Source organism: Geobacter grbiciae (assembly GCF_018531165.1).
Lineage (GTDB): Bacteria > Desulfobacterota > Desulfuromonadia > Geobacterales > Geobacteraceae > Geobacter > Geobacter metallireducens.
Genome location: NZ_JAHDIW010000001.1, coordinates 153,003 through 178,906, shown reverse-complemented (window position 1 = coordinate 178,906; position 25,904 = coordinate 153,003). Strand labels below are relative to the sequence as shown.

The window sequence follows — 25,904 nt, the reverse complement described above, 5'->3', positions numbered from 1 at the left end:
CAAGGCCCTCATTATACCCTAGTTGACTTTCCCTCCTAGTCGCTAGGGTGTTTTTTTGCCTGCTGGTGTGCCACGTGTGGCACAGTGCGCTCCGGGTGTGCCATTGGTTGCACAGGGAGGGGGGCTTGGTATATGATTCAGCGGTGGATCAGGCAATCAACAGAGTGTAAGGCATAACATTCTCAGCTGGGAGAACCATGGAACCGATCATTACCGTAAAAGAGAAGTGCCGTAAATGCTACTGCTGTGTCCGGAGTTGCCCGGTCAAGGCGATCAAGGTGGCCAAGAGCTACACCGAGATCATCGTCGACCGGTGCATCGGCTGCGGCAACTGTCTCAGCAACTGCCCCCAGCAGGCAAAGATGGTGGCCGACAAGGTGGGGGTGACCGAAAAGCTCCTCTCCTCGGGGGAGGAAGTTATTGCCGTGCTCGGATCCTCTTTTCCCGCCTTTTTCCATAATGTTACCCCTGGTCAGTTGGTGGCGGGCCTCAGGAAGATCGGCTTTGCCGAGGTCCACGAAGGATCCTATGGGGCCGAACTGATCGCCGACGATTATGCCCGAATCACGTCGGATAAGGGGCACCCCCGTATCTCGTCCCACTGCCCTGCCATCGTCGATCTCATCGAGCGCCACTACCCGAAGCTCGTGGGGAACCTCGTGCCGGTGGTATCCCCCATGGTGGCCATGGGGCGGTATCTCAAGGGCACCCTGGGGCAGCATGTGAGGGTTGTCTACATAAGCTCCTGCATTGCCAACAAGCTGGAAACGCAGACCCAGGAGACCCGCGGCGCCGTCGACATCGTTCTGACCTACCGGGAACTGGAGGGTATCTTCCGGAGCCGTCAGATAGCCCTGCCGGCCCTTGCCGACGAGCCCCTCGACGGAATCAGGCCGGGGGCCGGCCGGCTTTTTCCCATTGCCGACGGGACGTTCCGGGCCTTCGGCATCCCCTTTGATCCCCTGGACACCGAGATCGTCGCCGCCTGCGGTGAGGTGAACGTCATGGGTATCATCAATGACCTGGCTGCCGGGCGCATCTCCCCCCGGATCGCCGACCTCCGTTTCTGCTACGACGGCTGCATTGGCGGCCCCGGCAGAAACCGGGCGCTTACGGAGTTTTACCGCCGCAACCGGGTGATTGCCCACTTCAAGCAGGAGGTTCCCTGCCGGACGGTCCCCAATTCCCTCCTTGAGGCAGGGAGGGTCTCCTTTGGCCGCAGCTTCGCCAGCAAGTACGCGAAACTGGAGGCCCCCAAGGCGAACGATGTCCGCAAGATCCTCAACGCCACCAACAAGTTTACGGTGAAGGACGAGCTCAACTGCCGGGCCTGCGGTTACCGCACCTGTCGCGAGTACGCTGTGGCGGTCTATCAGGGGCTCGCGGAGATCGAGATGTGCCTCCCCTACAACCTTCAGCAGCTGGAGGAGGACCGGGGGCGCCTCATCCAGAAGTACGAGTTGGCACGGCGGGAACTGGAACGGGAGTACGGGGACGAGTTCATCGTGGGCAACGACCGCAAGACCCTGGATGTGCTCGGCCTCATCAAGCAGGTGGGCCCCACCCCCACAACGGTCCTCATTCGGGGGGAGTCGGGGACCGGCAAGGAGCTCACCGCCCGGGCGATCCACCGCTACAGCAAGCGCAACGACAAACCGCTGGTTACCGTCAACTGTACCACCATCACCGACTCTCTCCTGGAGAGCGAGCTCTTCGGTCACAAGCGGGGAGCCTTCACCGGTGCCGTTGCCGACAAGAAAGGGCTCTTCGAGGCCGCCGACGGGGGGACGATCTTCCTCGATGAGATCGGCGACATAACCCCCAAGCTCCAGGCGGAGCTCTTGCGGGTTCTCGATATGGGGGAGGTGCGCCCCGTGGGGGGGACTGCAGCAAAAAAGGTGGATGTGCGCCTCATTGCCGCCACCAACAAGAACCTGGAACAGGGGGTCCGCGAGGGGTGGTTCCGGGAGGATCTCTATTACCGGCTCAACGTCTTCACCATCACCATGCCCCCCCTGCGAAGCCGCGTCGAGTCGATTCCCATTCTGGTCCACCACTTTATGGACAAGGCAAGCACCAAGCTCAACAAGCGGATGGTCGGCATCGAGGACCGTGCCGTCAAGGCGCTCACAAAGTACCCGTGGCCTGGCAATATCCGTGAGATGCAGAACGTCATCGAGCGGGCTGCCGTTCTCACCCATGACGGCGTGATCCGGGTCGAGAACTTCCCCCTTGCCCTCTCTGAGGGGCTTGAGGAGGGGTTCGCCACGGGGCACGACATCCACGCAGCATCGTTTCGGTCCGAGCGGGAGCAACATATGGGGAAGCTGGAGAGAAAGCTTATCCAGCGCTACCTGGCGGAGGCCAACGGCAATATTTCGCGGGCGGCGAAACTGGCAAACATCCCCCGGCGGACCTTCTATCGGCTTCTCGATAAGTACCGCCTCAGGGAACGGGATGTTCGCTAACTCCTTGATGGCGCAGCGTAAACAATGTGTGCACTTTTGGCCAACTCTGTGCCACCAGTGACACAATTGTGTATACAGAATATTTTATTAATCCAAACCAATGTTTTAAAAATGCAATAATTTTAAACTGTTGCGACTGGGTTATCGATTTCCGTGTTTTGGCATGCAAATGGCAATAGTGTTGTCTCATACGATTGAACGTAACCGAGCACACTATACACGGAGGAACAGACCATGGGTAGAATGAGAGAAAATCCGCGGTACAACGTCATTTCCATGAGAATCAGCGACGAGGAGCGCGATCGGCTCCAGCAGATAATGGAGGCAACCCAGAAGAGTGTCTCCGACATCATGCGCGAGGCCATGGAGATTTTCGCCGTTCAATTGCAAAAGACGGAGCAGCCCCACCACCAGAAGGCCGCCTAAGAAAAAAGGGCCGCAGGAAGCGGCCCTTTTTTCTTAGGTTGATTGTGCCAAAGGTGTCACAGGGGATGGGAACCCTGTGGCAACCATTCGTCATTTTACCTTCCAGGTCGTCCCCTGGGGGGAGTCGAGCAGCATGATCCCCTTTGCGGCGAGACTGTCACGGATTTCGTCGGCGCGTTTGAAGTCCCGGTTTGCGCGGGCCGCAATCCGTTCCTCGATCAGCCGTTCGATCTCCTCGGCGGTAATGGGAAGCTCCGCAGCCTTGCGGTTTTTGAGCCGCTCCGCGAACGCACGGGGCTCGGAGGTGAAAATGCCGAGCACCCCCCCCACCTCCCGAATGCGATCCCGCGCCTCTGCCAGGAGGTCGCGGTTGCTCCCTCCCGTTCCTTCCCCCAGCACCCTGTTTGCCGACCTCACCAGATCGAAAACGAAGCCCAGGGCCTGGGCCGTGTTGAAGTCATCATCCATGGCTTCGCGGAAACGCTCGGGAAAGGTGGCCGCCTTTTCGGCCAGCTCCCTGTCAGCCTCTCCCGTCGTACCCTCCGCTCCCTTTGTCAGATTCTCATCGATTCCCGCAAGGGTCCCGTAGATCCGCTCCAACCCGGCCTCGGCCTCCCGCAGGTTCTGATCGGAGAAGTCGATGGGGGAGCGGTAGTGGGCCGAGAGGAGGAAGAAGCGGAGCACCTCGGCGTCGTACTTCTCCAGCACCTCCTTGATGGTGAAGAAGTTCCCCAGGGACTTGCTCATCTTCTCGGAGTTGATGTTCACGAAACCGTTGTGGATCCAGTAGTGGGCGAAAGGCTTGCCGTTGGCCGCCTCGGACTGGGCGATCTCGTTCTCGTGGTGGGGAAAGACCAGGTCCTTGCCGCCGCCGTGGATGTCAAAGGTCTCCCCCAGGTACTTCATGCTCATGGCTGAGCACTCGATGTGCCACCCCGGCCGCCCCTGGCCCCAGGGGGACTCCCAGAATGGCTCGCCCGGCTTGGAGCCCTTCCAGAGGGCGAAATCCATGGGGTGGCGCTTCTTCTCCCCCACCTCGATCCGGGCCCCGGCCTGCATCTCGTCCAGGTTGCGCTTGGAGAGCTTCAGGTAGGGATCAAACTTTTCCACACAGAAGTAGACGTCGCCGTCCGCCGCGTAGGCGTACCCCTTGTCGATGAGGCGACTGATGACGTCGATCATTTCGGCGATATGATCGGTGGCCTTGGGCTGGTGGGTGGGGAGATCGAGCCCCAGGGCCGCCATGTCCCGGTCGAACTCGGCGATGAAACGCTCCGAGATGACGTTGTAGGGAACACCCTCCTGATTGGCCCGGTTGATGATCTTGTCGTCCACGTCGGTGTAGTTGCGGACGTAGGTAACGTCATATCCCGCGTGGCGCAGGTAGCGGTAGATCATGTCGAAGACCACGTTGGCCCGGGCGTGGCCGATGTGGCAGTGATCGTAGACCGTGACGCCGCAGACGTACATGGAGACCTTCCCCGGCACGAGGGGGGTGAATTCTTCCTTGGTTCCGGAAAGCGTGTTATAGACGCGCAAAGACATGTACTAACCTTTCATCTGAGGCTCTTGCAAAACTATTGCGGGGCCGGTCTGCATTGTTGCCGTTCGCTCGAAAGCTCAACGTACCTGCGGGTACGCCTTGCCTCCGCGCCGAGCATCCCGGCCTCCTCTTGACGTTATGCAAGAGCCTCATTGCATTTATTTCTTGGTCCACGAATCCCGCAGGGTCACCGTCCGGTTGAAGACCGGCGCCCTGGGGCGGGAATCCTTCAGATCGGCGCAGAAGTACCCCTGCCGTTCGAACTGGAAGCGGTCCTCGGCCTGGGACGCCGCCAGGGAGGGCTCCAGGCGGCAGTCGCGCACAATCTCCACCGACGCCGGGTTCAGGTGCTCCTTCCAGTCGTCGCCCGAGGGGTTGGGATCGGTGAAGAGCCGGTCGTAGAGGCGAACCTCCGCCGCCACGGCGTGGCGGGCAGAGACCCAGTGGATGACCCCCTTAACCTTCCGCTCGGACCCCGGCAGGCCGCTGCGGGTCTCGGGATCGTAGGTACAGCGGACCGCGGTGACGGTGCCCTCGGCATCCTTCTCCACGCCGACGCACTTCACGATGTAGGCTCCCCTGAGGCGTATCTCCTCCCCGGGGGAGAGGCGCTTGAACCCTTTGGGGGGGATCTCGGCAAAATCATCCCGCTCGATGAACAGCTCGCCGCAGAAGGGGACCTGTCGGCTCCCCAGCTCAGGTTTCTGGGGATGGTACGGGATGGTGAGCTCCTCCGCCTCTCCCTCCGGGTAGTTCTCGATGACGAGTCGCAGGGGCCTCAATACCGCCATGACCCGGGGGGCCCGCTCGTTCAGGTCCTGGCGGACGCTCTCCTCCAGGATGCTCATGTCGATCCAACTGTCGCTCCGCCCTACGCCGATGGTCTCGCAGAAGTTCCGGACCGCCTCGGGGGTGTACCCCCGCCGTCGAATCCCCATGATGGTAGGCATGCGCGGGTCGTCCCAGCCGGAGACGTCACCGTCCTTCACCAACTGCAGGAGCTTGCGCTTGCTCATGACTGCGTAGGTGAGGTTCAGGCGCGCGAACTCGTACTGGCGGGGGCGGTGAGGGACCGGCAGATTGTCCAGGAACCACTCGTAGAGAGGCTTGTGGGCCTCGAACTCCAGGGTGCAGATGGAGTGGGTGATCCCCTCGATGGCGTCGGACTGGCCGTGGGCGTAGTCATACATGGGGTAGATGCGCCAGGCGTCACCCACGTGGGGGTGGGAGGCGTGGATGATCCGGTACATGACTGGGTCCCGAAGGTTCATGTTGGGGGAGGCCATGTCTATCTTCGCCCGGAGCACCTTGGCGCCGTCGGGAAACTCCCCGGCCCGCATCCGGCGGAAAAGATCCAGGTTCTCCTCCGGGGAGCGGTTGCGCCAGGGGCTCTCCTTCCCCGCCTCGGTCAGGGTGCCGCGGTGGGCCCGGATCTCCTCGGCCGTCAGGTCGTCCACGTAGGCCTTCCCCTGGAGGATTAGGTGCTCTGCCCACTGGTAGAGCTGCTCGAAGTACTCGGAGGCGTAGTAGAGGTGCGTCCCCCATGAGAAGCCGAGCCACCGCACGCTTTCCTTGATGGATTCCACATACTCGGTTTCTTCCTTTACCGGGTTCGTGTCGTCGAAGCGGAGGTGGCAGCGGCCCCCGAACTCCTTTGCCAGGCCGAAGTTCAGGCAGATGGACTTGGCGTGGCCGATGTGGAGATAGCCGTTGGGCTCAGGGGGGAAGCGGGTGACGATGGTTTCGCGTTTGCCGCCCTTCAGGTCCTCCTGAACGATGGTGCGGAGGAAGTTGGCGGTGTGGGGCGTTTCGGTTGACATGGACTCGATCCTTTGGACGTGATTTCAGGGGGGGCGCTACCTGCGCTCCATGAGGACCACCGCATAAGCGGCGATTCCCTCGCCTCGGCCGGCAAAGCCGAGTTGCTCGGTGGTAGTGGCCTTGACGTTGATCCGATCGATCTCAGCGATGAGGTCTTCGGCGAGATTCGCGCGCATCTCCGGGATGAAGGGAGCCAGCTTGGGGCGCTGGGCCACGATGGTGGCATCCACGTTGCCGAGGACATATCCCTTCTGGCCGGCCAGGGCCATGACGTGGCGCAGGAGCTTGCGGCTGTCGGCCCCCTTGAACTGGGGGTCGGTGTCGGGGAAGTGCTTCCCGATGTCCCCAAGGGCCAACGCCCCGAGGATGGCGTCGGCGATGGCATGGAGGAGGACGTCGGCGTCCGAGTGTCCCAAAAGCCCCCGTTCGTAGGGAACATCAACTCCTCCGAGAATCAGTTTCCGCCCCTCCACGAGGCAATGGACGTCGTAGCCGTGCCCGATTCTCATGGCAGCTTCTCCTTGATGAACGCTTCTGCCAGAACCATATCCTCCGGCGTCGTGATCTTAACGTTGCGGTAGTCTCCCAGAACGATCCGTACCTGTCGCCCCAGGCGTTCCACGAGCATGGCGTCGTCGGTGCCGAGGAACCGCTCGGCGTCGGCCACCTCGTGGGCTGCGCGGATGACGCCGTAGCGGAAGGCCTGGGGAGTCTGGGCGAGCCAGAGGGTCTCCCGTGACGGCGTTGCGGTGATGATGCCGTCCTCCACCACCTTCACCGTGTCCTTGGCCGGTACCGCCACAAGGGCTCCGTCGTTTTCCCGGGCCGTTGCGGTTGCCCGGCCGAGGATATCCTCCGTGACAAAGGGGCGGACCCCGTCGTGGATGAGAATCACGTCGTACTCCCCCACCGTTCCCTCCATGGCCCGCAGGCCGTTCAGTACCGACTGCTGACGCTCGGCTCCGCCGGCAACGATGCTCCGCACCTTCGAAAAGCCGTGCCGCTCCACCACCTGCTCCCGGCAGAAAGGGATCTCGTCCGCTGGAATCACGACGAAGATGCCGTCCACCAGGGGGGAGCGCTCGAAGACTTCCAGGGTACGGGCAAGGATCGGCATCCCGTCCAGGAGCAGATACTGCTTGTTGATGGAGGCACCCATCCGCTTGCCCATGCCTGCCGCCGGAATCAGGGCGAAAACTGCCATGTGTCGACCTCATTACGGGCCGGTGCGCTGCGGGAGCAACCGGCCGGAATTATCCGATTATACAAAAGGATAGGTAAAAAACCAGACAAAAGTCGCGCCACATCGGTAGGAGTTCCTAGCCGGCAAGACTGCTGAGGGCCGCGGCTATGAACGGGATATCGTTATCCTGGAGGGTGCGGACATCGAGAAGGAAGCGCCCCTTGTGGATGCGGCCGGTGACCGGAACTTCCATCCCCCGAAGCCGGATTTCCATCTCCTGGGGAGAGATGCCGTCTGCCTCCACGGCCATGAGGGTCGTTGGCAGTTCGAGGAGGGGATAGGCCCCTCCCCCCACCTGGGAGATACCGCTGGTGAGGGTGAGTCGGATGTCTGGCGGGGATGCCCGGCGGATGCGTCGCGCAAAGCTCCGGGCGCGGGTCGCCAACTCCGCGGCCGACGCGGTAAGCATCCGGAGGGTCGGGATCTCGGCCAGGGCCAGCCGTTCGTCCCGGTAGAGGCGGAGCGTTCCTTCCAGTGCAGCCAGGGTCAGCTTGTCGATCCGCAGCGCCCGCAGGAGGGGATGCTTCGTGAGGGGAGCGATGAATTCCCTGCGGCCGACGATGATCCCTGCCTGGGGGCCGCCGAGGAGCTTGTCGCCGCTGAAAGTGATGACGTCGACCCCGGCCTTGACGAATTCCTGAACCGTCGGCTCGCCCCGGATGCCGAAGGGAGAGAGGTCCAGGAGGCATCCACTCCCGATGTCGGCCATGACCGGCACGGAATGCTCTTTGCCGATGGCGACAAGCTCGGTGGCGGACACTTCGGCAGTAAAGCCGACCACGGCAAAATTGCTGGAATGGACCTTGAGGAGAAGCGCCGTCTGCTCCGAGACCGCCTGGTGGTAGTCGCGGGGATGGGTCCGGTTGGTGGTCCCCACCTCCCGGAGAATAGCGCCCCCCTGCCCCATGACATCGGGAATGCGGAAGGACCCCCCGATCTCCACCAGTTCCCCCCGGGAGACGATGACTTCCGTCCCGGCCGCCAGGGCCGACAGGGCAAGGAGCACGGCGGCGGCGTTATTGTTCACCACCAGGGCCGCCTCGGCACCGGTCAGGTCGCAGAGAAGCCGTTCCACGTGGCTGTAACGGCTTCCCCGCTCTCCTTTTTCCAGGTCGAATTCGAGGTTGGAGTAGCCGAAGGCGATCTCGTCCAGGAGCGGTTTCACCCGCTTCGACAGGGGGGAGCGCCCCAGGTTCGTATGGATCACGACGCCGGTCCCGTTGACTACGCGCCGCAGACTGAAGGCAGTCGAGCGGGCAACTTCCCGTTCGATTCTCGACGTTACCGCACCTTCAAGCAGTTCCTCTTCCCTGAGAAAGCCGCTGCGGGCAGCGGTGCGAAGGGAGTCAAGAACGGACCTGACAGCGTTGAGGACGGTCGGGCGGGGATGAATGCCGAGAAGGACCTTGGTCCCATCCCATTCGAGAATTTTGTCAACTTTGGGGATACGCGCAAAGAGCGTCACGGGGGCGTCCTCTGTCTGGGGAGGTGGAGGTTGTGGAACGAGAAACCTCACTACCAGATCGATGCCGGCCTGTCAAGGCCGCCCCGTGACAGGGAAAAGGAGGAGTTAGAGGTCGAGGTGGAGGGCGGCTGCGCGCTCCGCCGGCTTGAGGGGAGGCGCTCCGTCGTTCTGCATGAGGACCTTGCCGCCGTACTCGGCGTTTTTCCGGACGAGAACTTCGGCCTTGTCCGGGTCCCGCTTGAGGAAGGCCTCGATGATTTTATCGTGCTCCTGCACCGATATCTTCATCCGTCCGGGTAGGCTCAGGGACGCGTAGCGCAGGCGCTGGAACTTGCGAACGAGGTTTGTAATCAGTTCGTAGAGCTTTTCGTTGTCGGCTGCCTTGAGGAAAAGATCGTGAAAGTCATTATGGATTCGAAAGAAGTGCTTGATGTCACCGTCGTCGGCCATGTGCCGAAGCCGGTCATTGATGGTGCGGAGTCGCTCGATATCCTTCGAGGAGAGTTTTTCGCAGGCCCGGCGGGCCGCATACCCTTCGAGGATGCTCTTGATGGCGTAAAATTCCTCCACATCCCGGGGGGAGAAGGCCGTTACCACAGCACCCTTGCGGGGGATGACGGTCAGGTACCCTTCCGACTCCAACTGGCGGAACGCCTCGCGGATCGGGGTGCGGCTGATGCCGAAACGCTCGGCAAGATCGGGCTCGGCAACCTTTTCCCCCGGCCTGAGCGCGCCGGTCATGATGGCGTCGCGGATGGTTTCGAGTATCTTTTCCCTGAGGGTCAGGTGCTTTTCCAGCGGTTTTTTCATTGAATCACTCCGGTAGGGGGTGCTTGCTTATTGTATACAGTATACAAGAATTGTCAAGCATGAGTTAATATGGCCTTAAAAAAAGAAAAAAGAGCGGTTCGTGGCCCGGTTACGCTCTTGCCAAGGGAGCTGGTCCGATAGTATCTTGGGTGAGGAAGAGAGACCATGGACCCCGTACGCCACTTCAAAATTTCCATAGCTGTTCTGCTGCTCCTCGTCTCTGTCGGGACGGCCGGCTACATGGCCATCGAGGGGTGGCAGTTCCTCGACGCTCTCTACATGACGGTCATCACCCTCGGCACCGTGGGTTTCAAGGAGGTCCACGACCTAAGCAATGCGGGGAAGATATTCACCATCGGGTTGATAATTTTCGGGGTGAGCGTTCTCGGCTACATCGTCGGCAGTCTCGCCCAGATCATGTTCGAGGGGCAGATACAGCGGATCATCGGGAGGAAGAAGGTGGAGCGAAAGATAGAGGCCCTGCATGACCACTACATCATCTGCGGCTTTGGCCGGATCGGCGCCCTCATCTGCCGGGAATTCGCGGCCAAGCCGATGCCGTTTCTGGTCATCGAGAAGCATCCGGAGGTGCACGAGAAACTGCACCATGAGGAGTACCTCCACATCCGGGGCGACGCCACCGAGGACGAGACGCTGCTGCGGGCCGGGATCAAGCGGGCCAAAGGGCTGATCTCGGTGGTCACCTCCGATACGGAGAACGTCTACATAACCCTCACGGCCCGGGGGCTCAACCCCGACCTCTTTATTCTGGCCCGCTCCGGCGAGGAGGGGTCCGAACTCAAGCTCAAGCGGGCCGGCGCCAACAAGGTGGTTTCGCCGTACGTCATCGGCGGGAGCCGGATGGCCCAGGCGATCCTTCGCCCCAACGTGGTGGATTTCATCGAGATCGCCACGGGCCGGGAGCACCTGGATCTTCAGATGGAGGAGATTCAAATTCCCGAGAAATCAGCCTTTATTGGCGAGAACCTGGTAACTTCCGGATTCCGCAAGGAGACCGGCGTCATCATTGTGGGGATCAAAAAGGCCTCGGGCAAGATGGTTTTCAACCCGAATCCCCACACCAAGATAGAAGCCCTCGACACCCTGATCGTCCTCGGCGAACCGGTGGCTATTACAAAGCTGGAGCAACTGGTCGCCTGCGAATCGTGCGCCGATACGATCATCAAAAAACACCGAAAAGAGCACCCCGATCATGTCTAATTGCGTCTATGCCCACGTCCCCTATTCGATGCTGGCGGCAAACCTGCCAGCCATTATCTCCCGGCGTATCAACCCGGAGATATTTTTTTCCGGCGATACCCTCGATACCCTCGTCCCCGAGGAAGTGGGCGCAATCGCCGGGCAGCTGGCCGAGGCGGGGCTCCGCTGTACCTTCCACGGGGCCTTTATCGACCTGAATCCCGGGTCGGTGGAGCGCCTCATCCGCGAGGCGACCATGCACCGCTTCGGGCAGGTGCTGGATGCGGCGCAAATCCTCAAACCCGACGTCATCGTCTTCCATCCGGGATACGACAAGTGGCGCTATGGTGAGAGCCAGGACAAGTGGCTTGCCCACAGCATTGTCGCGTGGCGGCAGGTGCTTGAGCGGACCGACTCCCTCGGCACCACCATCGCAGTGGAGAACATCTTCGAGGAGGAGCCGTCGACACTGAAGGCACTCCTGGAGGAGATCAGCCATCCCCGGTTGAGGCACTGCTTCGACGTGGGGCACTGGAACCTGTTCCACACCGTGGGGATGGAGGAGTGGTTCGCCGAGCTGGGCTCCTTCGTGGCCGAGGCCCATATCCACGACAATTTCGGCAAGCGGGACGACCACCTACCCCTCGGGGAGGCGGCCATCGACTTTGACCTCTTTTTCTCCCTCATGGAGCGTTACGCCCCTGGCGCCGCGTGGACCATCGAGGCCCATTGCCGCGACGCCCTCGACCGGGCGCTGGTCGCCATCGAGAAATACCGCACGTGACCCTGGCCCGCGCAAGCGGGCTTTTTCATGGATTTCTGTGGAGGGCTACAGATAGGGGGAGAAGAGCTTGGCCACCCCGTCCCGCAGCTTTTCCGGCAGGGGGCGGTTGTCCATTTGCTCGAGGCTTACCTCGCGGGACCGGGCCAGCACGTCGGCCACATGCTTTGTCAGGGTTCCGGCGAATTCCCGGTCATAGACCTCCAGGTTCAGCTCGAAGTTGAGGCGGAGGCTGCGGGGATCGAGATTGGCGGAGCCGATGAGGCTCCAGAGGCCGTCCACGATGAAGAGCTTGGTGTGGACGAAGGGGGGAGGTTGGTAGAAGACCCGGATCCCCTGCTGGAGGAGCTCCCAGAGGTAGGCCCGGGAGGCCCAGTGGACAAAGGGGAGGTTGTTCTTCTCGGGGAGGACGAGAGTCACTTCCACGCCACGCAGGGCAGTGGTGACAAGGGCTGCCACCAGTGCCCGGTCGGGAATGAAATAGGGGGTCATGATCTGCACCTGCCGGGTGGCGCAGGAGAGTGCCCCCATGAGAATCAGGAAGAGCTTGCGGAACTCCTTGTCGGGGCCGTCGCCGATGGCCCTGGATATGGCGTGCCCCGCCGCAGGGAGGGGAGGGAAGTGGTGCCGGTTGTCCAGGAGCTCTCCGGAAACGAAGTACCAGTCTTCCAGGAAGATCTGTTGAAGCTCGCCCACTACCGGCCCTGCGACGGCAAAGTGCAGATCCTTCACCACCGTCGGGAGTGGCCGCTCCACCATGTGGCGGTCACCGATGTTCATCCCCCCCGTGAATGCCCTTTCCCCGTCTATAATCAGCATTTTCCTGTGGTTGCGCAGATTCATGTAAAACCCCTGCCTCAAAGGCAGGAAGCGGGCGACCCGGATGCCGGTCCTCTCCATGAGCGTTCGGGCACGGGGGAAGGAATACTTTTCGCCGAGGCCGTCGATGATGACCCGCACGTCGACCCCTCGCCTCGCGGCGTCGGCCAGGGCATCGATGAAGCGGCGACCCGCGGCGTCCGAGTCGAAGATGTAGGTGGAGAGGTGGATCGACCGGCGGGCGCCGGCGATGGCTTCGAGCATGGCAGGATAGGCACCTTCGCCGTTTACCAGGGGGGTGAACCGATTTCCCGTCACGAGGGGAGTGCTCACCACCCGGTCGGCCAGACGGCGGAGCTCGCTCAGGTACTCGGCGCCGGGGGGGAGGGCCGTGGCGGTGTTCTGTTCGAGGGTCGATTTGAAAAACTCGGGGTCGGCCAGGCGACGGCCACTTTCGAGCCATGTACGGGCGCGGCGGAAGATCCGGTTGACCCCCATCCCCCAGTAGAACAGGGGGCCGAGCAGGGGGATGGTGAGGCAGGTGACGATCCACCCCAGGGAGGAACGGGGATCGCGCTTCATGATCAAGGCGTGTCCCGCGGAAAAGAGCGAGAGAGCAATGAGGACCGTTATTCCCAGTGCTAAGGCCAGTTCGTCGATCACATCACCTCTCCATAACAAGATGCACAAAACCCGCGGCGGGTCGGCCGGCACACGTCAAGGTTAGCTCACCGTCCAGTCAAGTCAAGCAGCAGGCCGAAGCCGTTTCTTGAGGTTTCGGGCGGGAATTACTATACTCAGAACCAATACAACGATAAAGGAATTATCCGTGACGAGAAGCAATCCGCGCCGAACGGCGCTCGACATCCTTCTGCGGGTCGAACGGGACCGCGCCTTTGCCGAGCAGCTCCTGGACCGGGAGCTTTCCCTGGGGACCCTTACGGGGCCCGACCGGGGGCTTCTGACTGAGTTGGTCTACGGGGTGCTCCGTCGCCAGGGGACCCTCGATTTCCTGGTGGATGCCTTTGCCGCCAGCCGCAGCGGCAAGCTGGAGCGGGCGATCCTGGTCATCCTTCGGCTCGGGCTCTATCAGCTCTTCTTCCTGGACCGGATTCCCGCTTCGGCCGCCGTGAACGAATCGGTGAACCTGGCCAAGGCCGTGGCGCCCCGGGCCGCAGGGTTCGTGAACGCGGTGCTGCGCCGGGCCGACCGGGAGCGGGACTCCCTCCCCTGGCCCGATCGCGGGGCTGACCCCGCTGCCTACATCGCGGTGCGTCACTCCCATCCCCGCTGGCTCGTGGAGCAGTGGATCGAGCAGCTCGGCATCCCGGAAGCGGAGGAGCTTGCGGTCGCCATGGCCGAGCAGGCCCCCCTCACCATCCGGGTCAATACGCTGAAGACCACCCGAGAGGCCTTCATGGAGGAGCTTGCCGCCGCCGGGATCACGGTTGAGCCCACCGTCTGGGCGCCCCACGGGGTGCGCATCCTCTCCCGTACGGCAGTCACCACCCTTCCCGGCTTTGCCGAGGGGCTCTTTGCGGTGCAGGACGAGTCGTCGCAGCTGGCGGTGTTTTTTCTCGATCCCCAACCCGGCGAGCGGATTCTCGACGTCTGTGCCGCCCCCGGGGGCAAGGCCACGTACCTGGCCCAGCTCATGGAAAACCGGGGAGAGGTCCTGGCCTGTGACATCTCGGCCAAGAAGCTCCGTCTCGTCGCCGAGGCTGCGGCCCGGCTCGGCATCGGCATCATCCACACCATGGCAGGCGACGCAACGAAGCCCGGCGTAGGTGCCGGTGAACCCCCCTTCGACCGGATCCTCCTCGATGCCCCCTGTTCGGGATTCGGTGTCATCCGCCGCAATCCCGAGGGAAAGTGGTGGAAGACCCCCGACGATCTGGCCCGTCTCGCCGCCACCCAGCGGAACATCCTCGCTGCCGTCGCCCCGAGGCTCCGGTCAGGCGGGGTCCTCCTCTACTCCACCTGCTCGACCATGGTGGCTGAGGACGAAGACGTCGTGGATGATTTCCTTTCCCGGCACGAAGATTTTGTGTTAGAAGATTTGAATGTCATTTTCCCCGATTTTTCCGGACAATTCACCGGTCGGGGGCATTTCCGGAGCTGGCCCCACCGGCACGGCATGGATGGTTTTTTTGCCGCCCGGATCAGAAAGCTCTAGCACGTGGAGGATGCAATGAAGAAGATAGCGCCATCAATTTTGTCCGCCGATTTTTCCCGGCTCGGCGACGAGGTCAGGGCCGTGGCAGCCGCCGGGGCCGACTATATCCACGTGGACGTCATGGACGGGCACTTCGTCCCCAACATCACCATCGGTCCCCCGGTGGTGGAGGCGGTCCGCAAGGTAACCGACCTCCCCCTCGACGTGCACCTCATGATCGAGAACCCCGACCGCTACATCCCTGATTTCGCCAAGGCCGGCTCCGACATCATCGTTGTTCATGCCGAGGCATCGGTTCACCTCCACCGGACCATCCAGCTCATCAAGTCCCTCGGAAAAAAGGCGGGGGTATCCCTTAACCCGGCCACCCCCCTCTCGGTCCTGGAGTATGTCCTTGACGAGCTGGACCTGGTCCTCCTTATGACCGTCAACCCCGGCTTTGGGGGGCAGTCATTCATTGAGGCCTGCCTGCCGAAGATCCAGGCCCTGCGGGCCATGCTCGACCGGCGGGGATGCGATGCCGAACTGGAAGTGGACGGCGGCGTGAAGATCGACAATATCGACCGGATCGCCCATGCGGGAGCCAATGTCTTCGTGGCCGGGAGCGCCGTTTTCGGAAGCAAAGATTACAAGGAAACAATAAAAGAACTAAAGCGCCGGGCAAAAGAGCCGATACTGTAACTACGTGTCGTGCACGTTATTCGGCAAGTGGTATAAATGACAGAGTCGGTTGCACGCGAGCAGAGTGATCTCCCTGAGCGAATAAGGGCCGCCCTGGCAAGCCGGAAGCGGGTGCCGCTGGCGCCGGGGCCGGTGCCGGCCGCCGTCCTCGTTCCCCTCTTTCTGGAGGGGGGAGAGTACCACATCCTCTTCACCAAGAGGACGGAGCATCTGAACCATCACCGGGGAGAGATTTCCTTCCCCGGCGGGGTACGCCACCCCGACGACAGGGGCCCCCGCGAGACGGCCCTGCGGGAGACCTGGGAAGAAGTTGGTATCAGACCGGGGGATGTGGACGTGCTGGGGGAACTGGACGATTATTTCTCCATCCACAACTACCTAGTGACGCCGGTGGTGGGGATTTTTCCTCCCCACTACCCCCTGAAGGTGAACCCGGACGAAATCGAGCGGATCATAACAGTGCCGCTGACGCATCTCCTCAGGCCCGACATTTTCCGAATCGAGGACTGGAACTGGAAGGGGCGTACCCATCCGGTCTATTTTTTCACGTACGAAGGGGACGAGATTTGGGGGCTGACCGCGGCCATCCTCAAGCAGTTCCTGGATCTGACGTTCCGCCGGTAGCAACCGGGACAGGTGAAACCAAGTAGCCGTGCGCTACGGAGCATAGGGCTGAAAATGAAGAAGACAGTCTTGGTCATCGACGATTCGGATACCCTGCGGGAGGAGATCCTTCGGACACTCAAGGGGGTATCCCTTTTCGATGTCTACCTGGAAGCCGGTGACGGGCTTGACGGGTTCAAGGTACTCCTCAACAACCGGGTGGATTTGGTGCTCTGCGACCTGGAGATGCCGCGGATGGACGGCTTCCGTTTTCTTACCATGATGCGGGCCCGAGAGGAGTTTCAGGACCTGCCGGTCATCATCCTGACGGGGCGTGAGGACCGTGACACGAAGATCAGGGGCCTTGAGCAGGGGGCTTCCGACTTTGTGACCAAACCCTTCGACACCGGGGAACTGGTGGCCCGGGTGCGGGTCCAACTCAAGATGAAGGGGCTTCAGGACGAGTTGAAGCGCTCCAACGAGATGCTGCGTACCCTCTCCATCACCGATCCCCTGACCCACCTCCACAACCGCCGCCACCTCATGGAGATGGTGGACAAGGAGTTCCAGCGCTCCTCCCGCAAGGGGGCGCCCCTCTCCCTCGTCATCCTCGACATCGACTACTTCAAGAAGATCAACGATACCTACGGGCACCAGGAGGGGGACCGGGTCCTCACCATCCTGGCCGACATCGTCCGAAGGCGGCTTCGGAGCTACGACCTCGCGGCCCGCTACGGCGGGGAAGAGTTCGTGCTGCTGCTGCCGGAAACCCCCGTCCATGAAGCCCTCTCCATAGCTGAACGGTTGCGGCTGGAGGTCCAGGAGCACGTCTTCGACGGAAGCCTCCAGGGTCTGGTGATAACCATCAGCCTTGGCGTGGCAACATACCCGTCGTCCCGGGTGGAGAGTATCGATTCACTCTTCAGGCAGGCCGACGAGGCTCTCTACCGGGCCAAGCAGGGGGGGCGCAATCGCGTTGAGCTCATGGCAGGGATGAGCATTGAAAAGGTGACACCTGCAGGCGCCCAGGTGCTTGTTACCGACTGACCGGAATTACGATGCCGGCTGTTCCGTGACGTGGCTTCGACAGAAGAGGTGGAGGCCACAGCCGGGGCAGAGGGGGCGCTTGCGGCAGTGGCGCTTGCCGTGTTCCACGATGAGGGCGTGGTACTCGTTGAAGAGCCGGACGTCGGGCGGCAGGTTGGCCATGAAGAGATCTCGCACCTCATCGTAGCCGGCCGACCCGTTCAGAATCCCCAGGGCCGCGAAGAGACGCTTCGTGTAGGCATCCACCACGAAGGTCGGTTTCCCCCCCGCGTAGAGAAGGATCGAATCAGCGGTCTCCGGGCCGACCCCCCGCACCCCCAGCAGTTCCTCCCGCAACGCGTGCCAATCCCCCGCGAACATCCGCTCCAGGCTTCCCCCGTGCCGTTCCCAGAGATACCCCACGAAATCCTTGAGCCGGAGGCTCTTCACATTGAAGTACCCGGCCGGCCGGATTGCCTCTGCCAGGAGGCCAACGGACACGTCGCGGAGGGCTTCGGGGGAAAGGAGCCCCCCCCGTTTCAGGTTCACGATAGCCTTTTCCACATTTCCCCAGTTGGTGTTCTGGGTCAGGATCGCACCGACACAGACCTCGAAGGGTGTATCGGCGGGCCACCAGTGGCGTGGTCCGTAGGCGGCATGGAGGGTGTCGAAAATCTCCAGCAGGACCGCGTCGAGCATCAGACCGTCCCGCCGGGGGAATCCCCCCCCAGAATCCGCTCGTAGATCCGCCGCACCGCCTCGGTGGTCTCCTCGTACTCCCGCATGAGAAGATCTCCCGGGTGCCGCAGCTTCGGGTCGTAGCCGAGGCGGCGGGCCAGCTTGTCTAGGTACTCCCGGGGTCCCCCCAGGTCGTTGATGGAGTAGTCGTGGATGAGGCGGAGCCGGTTCTCCAGCCGGCGAAGGAACTTGTACCCCGCCTGGAGCGTCGCGGATTCCTCCTCGGTCAGCACGCCGCAGAGCCGCATCGCCTTCAGGGCCAGGAGCGTGTTGGTGCTCCGGACCTCGGGGAGGTTCACCCCGTGGCTGAGCTGGAGGTACTGGACCATGAACTCGATGTCCACGATTCCCCCCCGGCCGGTCTTGATGTTGTAGCTCCCCTCTTTCTCCTTGGCCAGCTCCACCTCCATGCGGGTGCGGAGCCGGTGGATCTCCTGGCGCACCGTCTCGTCGGCGCCGGTGCCATAGACCGTCCCCCGCATCACCTCTTCGATCTGGCGCCTCAGGCGCTCGTCGCCGAACACGACCCGGGCCTTGGTGAGGGCCTGGCGCTCCCAGACCTGGGCCTCCTCCCGGTGGTAGGTCCGGAACGACTCCAGGGAGGTGACCAGGGGGCCGGCGTTCCCGGAGGGGCGGAGCCGGGTGTCGATCTTGTAGACATACCCCTCGCGGGTGGGGGTGGTGAGGATGGAGATGATCTTCTGCCCCAGCTTGGCGAAGTACTCCCGGTTCGTTATCTGCTTCTCGCCGTCGGTTTCTCCCTGCTCATCGTAGATGTAGATGATGTCCAGGTCCGAGTGGTAGTTGAGCTCGTTCCCCCCCATTTTCCCCATGGCCACCACGGCGAAGTGGGCCTGGCGCAGATCGCCGTCGGCGTCCCGGTACATGGGCCTGCCGAAGCGGGCCAGCTCTTTTTTGCCCATGCGGCAGGCGGCGGAGAGGCAGACCTCGGCGAGCCCCGTCAGCTGGTAGGTGAGTTCCGATTGCCCCAGCTTGCCGTAGATGTCGGTAAGTCCAATCCGGAGGAATTCTTCGTTGCGGTACCGCCGCAGGATGTCGAGGCGCTCCTCGTAGTCCACTGCCGCGGCGAGCATCCCTTCCAGTTCTCCTTCCATGGCCTCCCGATCCTTGATGAAGGAGGCGTAGGAACGGGAGACGAGGCTGTCCAGCAGTTCCGGGTGGCCGATGAAGATCTTGGACAGGAGCTCCGAGGTGGCGAAGAAGGAGACCAGGAGCTTCAGTATCTCCCGGTTCTCGGCCAGGAGGGCGTAGAAGGAGGAGCGGGAGCCCACGGCGCAGAGGAACCGCTCCAGGTTGGTGAGGGCCATGTCCGGATCGGGGGAGGCAAATATCTCCTGGAGGAGGAGCGGTGATATCTGCTCCAGAAGCCGCCGGGACCGCTCCGTGAGATGGGCCCGGGGAGGGCCGTCCCGCAACAGCAGCAAGTTCTCGTAGGCGGCATCCACGTTCTCAAAGCGCCGCTCCGCCAGCATGTCCTTGATGAAGTCTGGGTCGGCGCCCCGGTCGAAGAAGTAATACGTCTCCGGCCGCACTTCCTCCTTCAGCTTCTCATCCCGGGAGAGGAAGAGTCCGCCGTAGATGGACGAGACCCGCTCCCGATGCCCCTCCAGGACCTCTCTGAACTTAGTCAGGCCATCCTGCCGCAGGTAGCCGCAGCGGCGGGCCAGGGCCAGCATCTCGTCGTCCTTCTTGGGAAGGGAGTGGGTCTGGCGCTCCTGGACCACCTGGATCCGGTGCTCCACGGTGCGGAGGAACCGGTAGGCGTCGGCCAGGGCAGCGGCATCCTCCTCGGCGATGATGCGGCCGTCCTTCAGGGTCTCCAGGGCTTTGAGGGAGTTCCGTTCCCGCAGGGCCGGGTTTTTGCCGGCGTAGACGAGCTGGAGCGCCTGGATGAAAAATTCGATCTCCCTGATGCCGCCGCGCCCCAGCTTGATGTTCAGCTCCCCCTCCTGCTGCCGGGCCAGGGAGGCGTCGATCTTCTTCTTCATGGCCATCATGTCCTCGATCAGGTTGTAATCGAGATACTTGCGGTAGATGAAGGGCTCGATGGCGGCCAGGATTCGTTTTCCCAGTTCGATGGAGCCGGCCACGGGGCGGGCCTTGAGCATGGCGGCCCGCTCCCATGACTGGCCCCAGTACTCATAGTAGGTGACCGCCGAGTGGAACGAGCAGGCCATGTCGCCGCTCTTCCCCTCGGGGCGAAGCCCCATGTCGACCCGGAAGACGAAGCCGTCGGCCGTCACCTGGGAGACCGCCTTGCTGATCATCTCCCCCAGTTTCACGAAGAAGGCGTGGAGCGTGATCGTGCCCGTTGTTCCTCCCCGGCCGTCGGGAATGCCTGCCGTCTCCCCCTGGTCCGAGGAGTAGAAGTAGATGAGATCGATGTCCGAGGAGAAGTTCAGTTCCCGGCCGCCGAACTTCCCCATCCCCAGGATAGTGAACTCCGCCTCCCGGGGGCCGTCGGGGGTCTCCATGAGGGGGAGGCCGTGCTCCGTCACGAGCTTTCGCCGGGCCACGTCGTGGGCCACCTGGAGGGTGGCTGCGGCCAGGGACGACAGCTCCCCCGTCACCTCTTCCAGGGGGGCGACGCCGGTCAGGTCCCGGGCCGCGATCCGGAGGATCTCCATGAACTTGAAGCGGCGCAGGAGCGGGAAAAGGGTGGTGTAGTCGGTATCCTTCGGCACCTGGGAGCGGAGTTCCGCCAGCATCTCTGCCTCGCTCCGACGGATTGCCATCGCCTTGCGGACGAAGAGGTGGTGGAAATAGGAAGGGTCCCTGCAGAGGATGTTGACCAGGAAGGGGGAGGAGCCGCAGATGGTGAGGAGCTGGGAGAGCCCGTCCCGCCGGGAGCAGACGTCGAGGAGCTCGTCCTTGTCCGCCACGCCGCTCACCCGCTCCAGCCCGTTCAGGGCCATGTCCGGCAGGGGCGCGGCCAGGGAGGCGGCGGCGATGCCGCGGACGAGGCTGTCGGGGAAGACATGCTGAAGGAGGCGGAGGTTCGTGGCCGACCGGGCCGCGTAGGTGAACCCCAGCTCCTCCAGGAGCGCCATGAGGAGCTGGTCGTTGTCGATGTCGGGGGAGGTGCCGATGGCCTCCTCCAGGCGGCGGGCCAGGGAATCGGTATGGTTCATGGGGTCACGAGGGTTTTGAGCTTCGCCGTGTAATCGCCGGTGATCACTCCCTTCTCGGTGATGATGCCGGCGATGTAGCGGGCAGGCGTCACGTCGAAGGCGGGATTGCGGACCGCGATTCCCTCCGGTGCCACGGGGAGCCCCTGGAGGTGGGTCACCTCCCGGGCGTGCCGCTCCTCGATGGGGATCTGGTCGCCGTTTTCGAGCGACAGGTCGAGGGTGGAGGTGGGAGCCGCCACGTAGAAGGGGATGTTGTTTTCCCTGGCCAGGACCGCCACGCTGTAGGTGCCGATCTTGTTGGCCGTGTCGCCGTTGGCGGCGATCCGGTCGGCTCCCACCACGCAGCAGGTGATCTCGCCCCGATTCATGAAGAAGCCCGCCATGTTGTCGGCGATGAGGGTCACGGGGATGCCGTCCTTCATGAGCTCCCATGCCGTGAGCCGCGCCCCCTGGAGCCAGGGGCGGGTCTCGTCGGCAAAGACCTGGATGTTCTTACCCGCCTCATGGGCCGCCCGGATTACCCCCAGGGCCGTACCGTAGCCGGCCGTGGCAAGGCCACCGGCGTTGCAGTGGGTGAGGACCGTGGCCCCCTCGGGGATCAGGGCCGCGCCGTGGCGGCCGATGGCCTTGCAGAGTTCCAGATCCTCCTCCTCGATGCGGATCGCCTCGGCCTTGAGGACTTCCCGCACCTCATCCAGGGATTTGTCCTGGTTCTGCGCAGCCACCCGCTTCATCCGCTCGATGGCCCAGAAGAGGTTCACCGCCGTGGGGCGGGTCCGGGCAAGAACGTCGCAGACGTTGTCCAACTGCCGCAGGAACGACTCGTGGGTATCCGCGATGATCTCCCTGGCCCCCAGGGCGACCCCCATGGCCGCCGCCACTCCGATGGCCGGCGCCCCCCGGATGATCATCCCCCGGATCGCCTCGGCCACACTCTTGTAGTCGCCGTACTCGCAGTAGACCTCTTCGCCCGGAAGCCGGGTCTGGTCGATCATGATCACCTTGTCATCGCGCCACTCTATGGTTCGGAAGGACATGGCTATTCCCCCTTCAGCTTCTTCAGCAGCAGCTCGTTCACCACCGCCGGGTTCGCCTTCCCCTTGGAGGCCCGCATCACCTGCCCCACGAAGAAGCCGAAGACCTTCTCCTTGCCGCCCCGGTACTCCTCCACCTGCCCCATGTTGGCGGCCATAATCTCGTCGATGATCTTCTCGATGGCGCCGGTGTCGGAGACCTGGACGAGCCCCTTCTCCTCCACGATGGCTTCCGGAGCCTTGTCGCTCGACCACATCTCGTCAAAGACGGCCTTGGCGATCTTGCCGGAGATGGTCCCCTTCTCGATCAGTTGCAGCAGCGCAGTGAGGCGCTCCGGCGTCACCGGGCAGTCGGCGATTCCCGTGCCCGCCTCGTTGAGGGAGCGGGTCACCTCACCCATCACCCAGTTGGCGGCCCCCTTGGCCGGGGCGCCGGCGGCGAGGCACGCCTCGAAGTACTCGGCCATTTCCCGCGTCGCAGTCAGGACCTCGGCGTCGTAGTCGGAAAGCCCCAGCTCGGAGCGGTAGCGGCTCCGCCGGGCCTCGGGGAGTTCGGGGAGCGACAGGGCCACGTCGGCCACCCAGTCGTTGGAGATGACCAGCGGCACGAGATCGGGATCGGGGAAGTAGCGGTAGTCGTGGGCCTCCTCCTTGCCGCGCATGGAGCGGGTCTCGCCGGTGTCCGGGTTGAAGAGGCGGGTCTCCTGGACCACCTTCCCCCCCTCCTCGATGAGCTCGATCTGGCGCTCGATCTCGTACTCGATGGCCTGCTTCACGAAGCGGAAGGAGTTGACGTTCTTGGTCTCGGTGCGGGTGCCGAAGGTTGCGGAGCCCACCGGCATGACCGACACGTTGGCGTCGCAGCGGAAGCTCCCCTCCTCCATGTTCCCGTCGCAGATGCCGAGGTAGACCACGATCTGGTGGAGTTTCTTGAGGTAGGCCACCGCCTCGTCGGCGCTGCGGATGTCCGGCTCCGAGACGATCTCCAGGAGCGGTGTGCAGGCCCGATTCAGGTCCACCCCGGAGCCGCCTCCCAGGCCGGGGATGTCGCTGTGGACCAGCTTGCCGGCGTCCTCTTCCATATGGATGCGGGTGATGCCGATCCGCTTCACCGAATTCGCCTTCAAACGTCTGCCGGCGTTGGCTTCGTCATCAGCTCCTCGACGTACATTCGAGTACGCCTGCGTCGCTTCTTCCTCGCCGCCTTGGCAGCCGCTCGAAATCGAATTCGGGTCAGTGACCTCGATGTCCAAGTGGCCGTTCTGGCAGATGGGGAGTTCAAACTGGCTGATCTGGTACCCCTTGGGGAGGTCCGGGTAGAAGTAGTTCTTCCGGGCGAAGACGCTGCGCGGCGCGATGCGACAGTTGGTGGCGAGTCCCGCCCTGATGGCAAACTCCACCACCTTCCGGTTCAGGACCGGCAGTGCGCCGGGCATCCCGAGGCAGACCGGGCAGGTCTGGGAGTTGGGGGCGGCGCCGAACTGGGTGGAACAGCCGCAGAAGATCTTGGTGTCGGTCTTCAGCTGGACGTGGACTTCAAGGCCGATGACGGCTTGGTAGTTCATTCGGTTTCTCCTGGTTCAGGGAGTTCGGATAGTAGCTTTTTCTGTTTTTTCTCCAACTTCTTTATGCTGTCGGCAACCGGCAATTCTTCCGGCATGGTTCCGCCGAGGTCTTCAATGGTCTGACGGACCTTCGCACCGACTTCGTAGTGAGTCCTGTTGGCTTTTGTTTTGCCGGTGATGTTCTCTCTCCGCAGTTTTTCTTCAGTCTGGGTGGCTCGGAAAAGATTGGCTGCCAACTCTGTGCTCCCCATATGATCGAGGATTTGCTGACTCCTTTTCAAGCCCCTGTTTCGGTGGATATCCTGGGCGGTCATGCCGCCATACAATCCCATATAGCCGTGATTTTGGAAGATTGCATAATCCTTTGCCTCAACAACGCCGGCGCCCTTTGCCGCATCGGCCAACTGGACATTATGACGGCGCATCTCCTCGCGCAGCAACAGCCGGCGCTCCTCCTCGGGGGCCTGATCAGCGAGTTCCTGGCGTCTCGTTTGGACAGCAAAATAGGTCTGGCCAAGAGCGACAATTTCTTTAGAGGGATCGGCATTCTGAACGATCAAATAACAGGCATAGCGGGATAGAAATACCGATTTTACCTGGCGTTTCGCGCCACTGCCGAGATCGACCATTTCGGTGACGTCAACGAAATGGTCATCTATCCTCTGGCCGCTGTTGAAGCAGGCGGTACGTGCCTTGGTGACTACCTGCTCGAAGTTGCGATAGTCAGCATAATCCAGAATCTGGGCAAAATCGCGGCTCGACCAAAATTCATTGCCTGCGTCATTGGTGCGTTTGATCTGCTCGAAGGGAGAGACGTGTTTACCGGCAATGTCTTTCGATAGTCGTTTGCTCATTTCAGAGCCCTCACCATTCCCGCCTTTTGTGATCGCCCCTATATCCCTGCCTTTTGCGTATGCCACGCCGTGGCCTGCTCGAAGGCGTGGGCGGCGCGCAGGATGGTCTCCTCACCGAAGGGGCGGCCGATTAGCTGGAGGCCGATGGGGAGGCCGCTGCCGCTCATCCCGGCAGGGACGGAGACGGCGCAGGTGCCGGCCAGGTTCACGGGGATGGTGAAGATGTCGGAGAGATACATCCGGAGCGGATCGCTGGTCTTCTCGCCGATTCTGAAGGCCGGGGTCGGGGCCACGGGGGTAAGAATGGCGTCGACGGTCTCGAAGGCCTTGAGGAAGTCCTGCATGATGAGGGTGCGGACCTTCTGGGCCTTCAGGTAATAGGCGTCGTAGTAGCCGGAGGAGAGGGCATAGGTGCCGATCATGATCCGCCGTTTCACTTCGTCTCCGAACCCTTCGGAGCGGGTCTTGCGGAACATGTCGATGAGGTTCGCGGCCCCTTCGGCCCGGTGGCCGAAGCGGACCCCCTCGTAGCGGGCCAGGTTGGAGCTCGCCTCGGCGGTGGCGATCAGGTAGTAGGTGGCCACGGCGTAGTCGGTGTGGGGGAGGGAGATATCCACGAACTCGGCCCCGAGCCCCCGGTAGGTTTCGATGGCCTCGTCCATGGCCTTCTTCACGTCCGGGTCGAGCCCTTCGATGTAGTACTCCTTCGGGAGTCCCAGCTTCAGCCCCTTCACGTCACCGGTGAGGGCCTTCGTATAATCGGGAACCGGGAGATCGATGCTCGTGGAATCCATGATGTCGTGGCCGGCCACGGCGCCGAGCATCAGGGCGCAGTCGGTTACGTCCCGGGTCACGGGTCCCACCTGGTCCAGGGACGAGGCATAGGCGATAACCCCGTAGCGGGAAACCCGGCCGTAGGTAGGGCGAAGCCCCACGCAGCCGCAGTGGGAGGCGGGCTGGCGGATGGATCCGCCGGTGTCGGTCCCCAGGGTCGCCGTGGCGGTGCGGGCCGCGATGGCCGCCGCCGAGCCGCTGGAGGAGCCGCCGGGGATGCACTCCAGATTCCACGGGTTCCTCGTCGGCCCGAAGGCGCTCGACTCGCCGGAGGAGCCCATGGCGAACTCGTCCTGGTTCAGCTTCCCCACGATGACCGCGCCGGCCTCCTTCAGCTTCGCCACCGCCGTCCCGTCGTAGGGGGGGACGAAGTTCCCGAGGATCTTGGAGGCGCAGGTGGTGCGGATCCCCTTGGTGACGAAGATGTCCTTGAGGCCGACGGGGATGCCGGACAGCGGAGCCATGTCGCCGGCGGCGATCCGCCGGTCCGCGGCTTCCGCCGCTACCAGGGCCTCCTCGGGGGTGACCGTGATGTAGGCGTTCACCTTCGGGTCCGTCGCCTCGATGCGGGCGAGCATCGCCTTCGTCGCCTCCACGGAGGAGACCTCCTTCCGCTTCAGCCGGTCGTGCAGTTCGTGTATGGTCAGATCAAAGAGTTCCATGGG

General features: G+C 62.7%; 21 protein-coding genes. 8 read left to right on the top strand and 13 right to left on the bottom strand.

The genetic code is table 11. The annotated features are described in order from the left end of the window. The first annotated feature begins 197 nt into the window (after window positions 1-197). Window positions 198-2,468, top strand: coding sequence for a sigma 54-interacting transcriptional regulator (locus KJB29_RS00805; RefSeq protein ID WP_215732932.1), 2,271 nt, complete (start codon window positions 198-200; stop codon window positions 2,466-2,468). Window positions 2,469-2,702: 234 nt separating this feature from the next. Beyond that, a complete protein-coding gene (locus tag KJB29_RS00800) occupies window positions 2,703-2,894 on the top strand; it encodes a ribbon-helix-helix domain-containing protein (protein ID WP_004514180.1) in 192 nt (63 codons plus the stop codon). 90 nt (window positions 2,895-2,984) lie between these two features. Here KJB29_RS00800 and cysS read toward each other — a convergent pair whose 3' ends face one another. From cysS to KJB29_RS00770, 6 genes are all read right to left on the bottom strand, one after another. After that, window positions 2,985-4,439 carry a cysteine--tRNA ligase gene (gene cysS / locus KJB29_RS00795; protein WP_215732931.1) on the bottom strand — a complete coding sequence of 485 codons (1,455 nt, stop codon included), beginning with the start codon at window positions 4,437-4,439 and terminating at the stop codon, window positions 2,985-2,987. Between the two features lie 156 nt (window positions 4,440-4,595). Continuing rightward, complete coding sequence (locus KJB29_RS00790; RefSeq protein WP_215732930.1) at window positions 4,596-6,257, bottom strand: glutamine--tRNA ligase/YqeY domain fusion protein; 1,662 nt, start codon at window positions 6,255-6,257, stop codon at window positions 4,596-4,598. Window positions 6,258-6,293: 36 nt separating this feature from the next. Then, window positions 6,294-6,767 (bottom strand): 2-C-methyl-D-erythritol 2,4-cyclodiphosphate synthase, encoded by a 474-nt coding sequence (gene ispF, locus KJB29_RS00785; protein WP_004514183.1) that lies wholly within the window; start codon window positions 6,765-6,767, stop codon window positions 6,294-6,296. After that, a complete protein-coding gene (gene ispD, locus KJB29_RS00780) occupies window positions 6,764-7,462 on the bottom strand; it encodes a 2-C-methyl-D-erythritol 4-phosphate cytidylyltransferase (protein WP_215732929.1) in 699 nt (232 codons plus the stop codon). The genes ispF and ispD overlap by 4 nt, the downstream gene beginning before the upstream one ends. Before the next feature lie 115 nt (window positions 7,463-7,577). Beyond that, window positions 7,578-8,966 (bottom strand): L-seryl-tRNA(Sec) selenium transferase, encoded by a 1,389-nt coding sequence (gene selA, locus KJB29_RS00775; RefSeq protein ID WP_215732928.1) that lies wholly within the window; start codon window positions 8,964-8,966, stop codon window positions 7,578-7,580. Between the two features lie 105 nt (window positions 8,967-9,071). Beyond that, window positions 9,072-9,776, bottom strand: a complete 705-nt coding sequence (locus KJB29_RS00770) for a GntR family transcriptional regulator (protein ID WP_215732927.1) — start codon at window positions 9,774-9,776, stop codon at window positions 9,072-9,074. 165 nt (window positions 9,777-9,941) lie between these two features. Between KJB29_RS00770 and KJB29_RS00765 the strand changes: the two genes are divergently transcribed. Together KJB29_RS00765 and KJB29_RS00760 are read left to right on the top strand one after the other, a co-directional pair. After that, the gene (locus KJB29_RS00765) at window positions 9,942-10,997 is read left to right on the top strand and encodes a potassium channel family protein (protein WP_004514187.1); all 1,056 of its coding nucleotides are present in this window, start codon (window positions 9,942-9,944) and stop codon (window positions 10,995-10,997) included. After that, entirely contained in the window at window positions 10,990-11,760 is a 771-nt protein-coding gene (locus KJB29_RS00760; protein WP_215732926.1) for a sugar phosphate isomerase/epimerase family protein, read from the top strand. The genes KJB29_RS00765 and KJB29_RS00760 overlap by 8 nt, the downstream gene beginning before the upstream one ends. Before the next feature lie 45 nt (window positions 11,761-11,805). On the opposite strand, the gene cls is transcribed toward KJB29_RS00760, so the two are convergent. Beyond that, window positions 11,806-13,239: a cardiolipin synthase gene (gene cls / locus KJB29_RS00755; RefSeq protein ID WP_215732925.1), complete on the bottom strand. Its 1,434-nt coding sequence runs from the start codon at window positions 13,237-13,239 to the stop codon at window positions 11,806-11,808. Between the two features lie 166 nt (window positions 13,240-13,405). On the opposite strand from cls, the gene rsmB reads away from it, so the two are divergent. From rsmB to KJB29_RS00735, 4 genes are read left to right on the top strand one after another with little or no spacing between them, the layout of a single operon-like run. Further along, window positions 13,406-14,752 (top strand): 16S rRNA (cytosine(967)-C(5))-methyltransferase RsmB, encoded by a 1,347-nt coding sequence (gene rsmB, locus KJB29_RS00750; RefSeq protein WP_215732924.1) that lies wholly within the window; start codon window positions 13,406-13,408, stop codon window positions 14,750-14,752. Window positions 14,753-14,767: 15 nt separating this feature from the next. After that, window positions 14,768-15,433, top strand: coding sequence for a ribulose-phosphate 3-epimerase (rpe, locus tag KJB29_RS00745; RefSeq protein WP_215732923.1), 666 nt, complete (start codon window positions 14,768-14,770; stop codon window positions 15,431-15,433). A gap of 36 nt (window positions 15,434-15,469) precedes the next feature. Beyond that, on the top strand, window positions 15,470-16,057 hold the full coding sequence (locus KJB29_RS00740; protein ID WP_215732922.1) for a CoA pyrophosphatase: 588 nt from the start codon (window positions 15,470-15,472) through the stop codon (window positions 16,055-16,057). A 54-nt stretch (window positions 16,058-16,111) separates the two neighbouring features. Then, window positions 16,112-17,083: a diguanylate cyclase gene (locus KJB29_RS00735; protein WP_215732921.1), complete on the top strand. Its 972-nt coding sequence runs from the start codon at window positions 16,112-16,114 to the stop codon at window positions 17,081-17,083. A gap of 6 nt (window positions 17,084-17,089) precedes the next feature. On the opposite strand, the gene KJB29_RS00730 is transcribed toward KJB29_RS00735, so the two are convergent. The 6 genes from KJB29_RS00730 to gatA are packed head-to-tail and all read right to left on the bottom strand — an operon-like array spanning window position 17,090 to window position 25,901. Then, complete coding sequence (locus KJB29_RS00730) at window positions 17,090-17,761, bottom strand: endonuclease III domain-containing protein (protein ID WP_215732920.1); 672 nt, start codon at window positions 17,759-17,761, stop codon at window positions 17,090-17,092. Further along, a complete protein-coding gene (gene glnE / locus KJB29_RS00725; RefSeq protein ID WP_215732919.1) occupies window positions 17,761-20,952 on the bottom strand; it encodes a bifunctional [glutamate--ammonia ligase]-adenylyl-L-tyrosine phosphorylase/[glutamate--ammonia-ligase] adenylyltransferase in 3,192 nt (1,063 codons plus the stop codon). The genes KJB29_RS00730 and glnE overlap by 1 nt, the downstream gene beginning before the upstream one ends. Then, window positions 20,949-21,989, bottom strand: a complete 1,041-nt coding sequence (gene mtnA / locus KJB29_RS00720) for an S-methyl-5-thioribose-1-phosphate isomerase (protein ID WP_215732918.1) — start codon at window positions 21,987-21,989, stop codon at window positions 20,949-20,951. The genes glnE and mtnA overlap by 4 nt, the downstream gene beginning before the upstream one ends. 2 nt (window positions 21,990-21,991) lie before the next feature. Continuing rightward, complete coding sequence (gatB, locus tag KJB29_RS00715) at window positions 21,992-23,551, bottom strand: Asp-tRNA(Asn)/Glu-tRNA(Gln) amidotransferase subunit GatB (RefSeq protein ID WP_215732917.1); 1,560 nt, start codon at window positions 23,549-23,551, stop codon at window positions 21,992-21,994. Then, window positions 23,548-24,471 carry a DNA damage-inducible protein D gene (dinD, locus tag KJB29_RS00710; RefSeq protein WP_215732916.1) on the bottom strand — a complete coding sequence of 308 codons (924 nt, stop codon included), beginning with the start codon at window positions 24,469-24,471 and terminating at the stop codon, window positions 23,548-23,550. The genes gatB and dinD overlap by 4 nt, the downstream gene beginning before the upstream one ends. Beyond that, entirely contained in the window at window positions 24,444-25,901 is a 1,458-nt protein-coding gene (gatA, locus tag KJB29_RS00705; protein WP_215732915.1) for an Asp-tRNA(Asn)/Glu-tRNA(Gln) amidotransferase subunit GatA, read from the bottom strand. Before gatA ends, dinD begins: the two co-directional genes overlap by 28 nt. Window positions 25,902-25,904 lie beyond the last annotated feature (3 nt).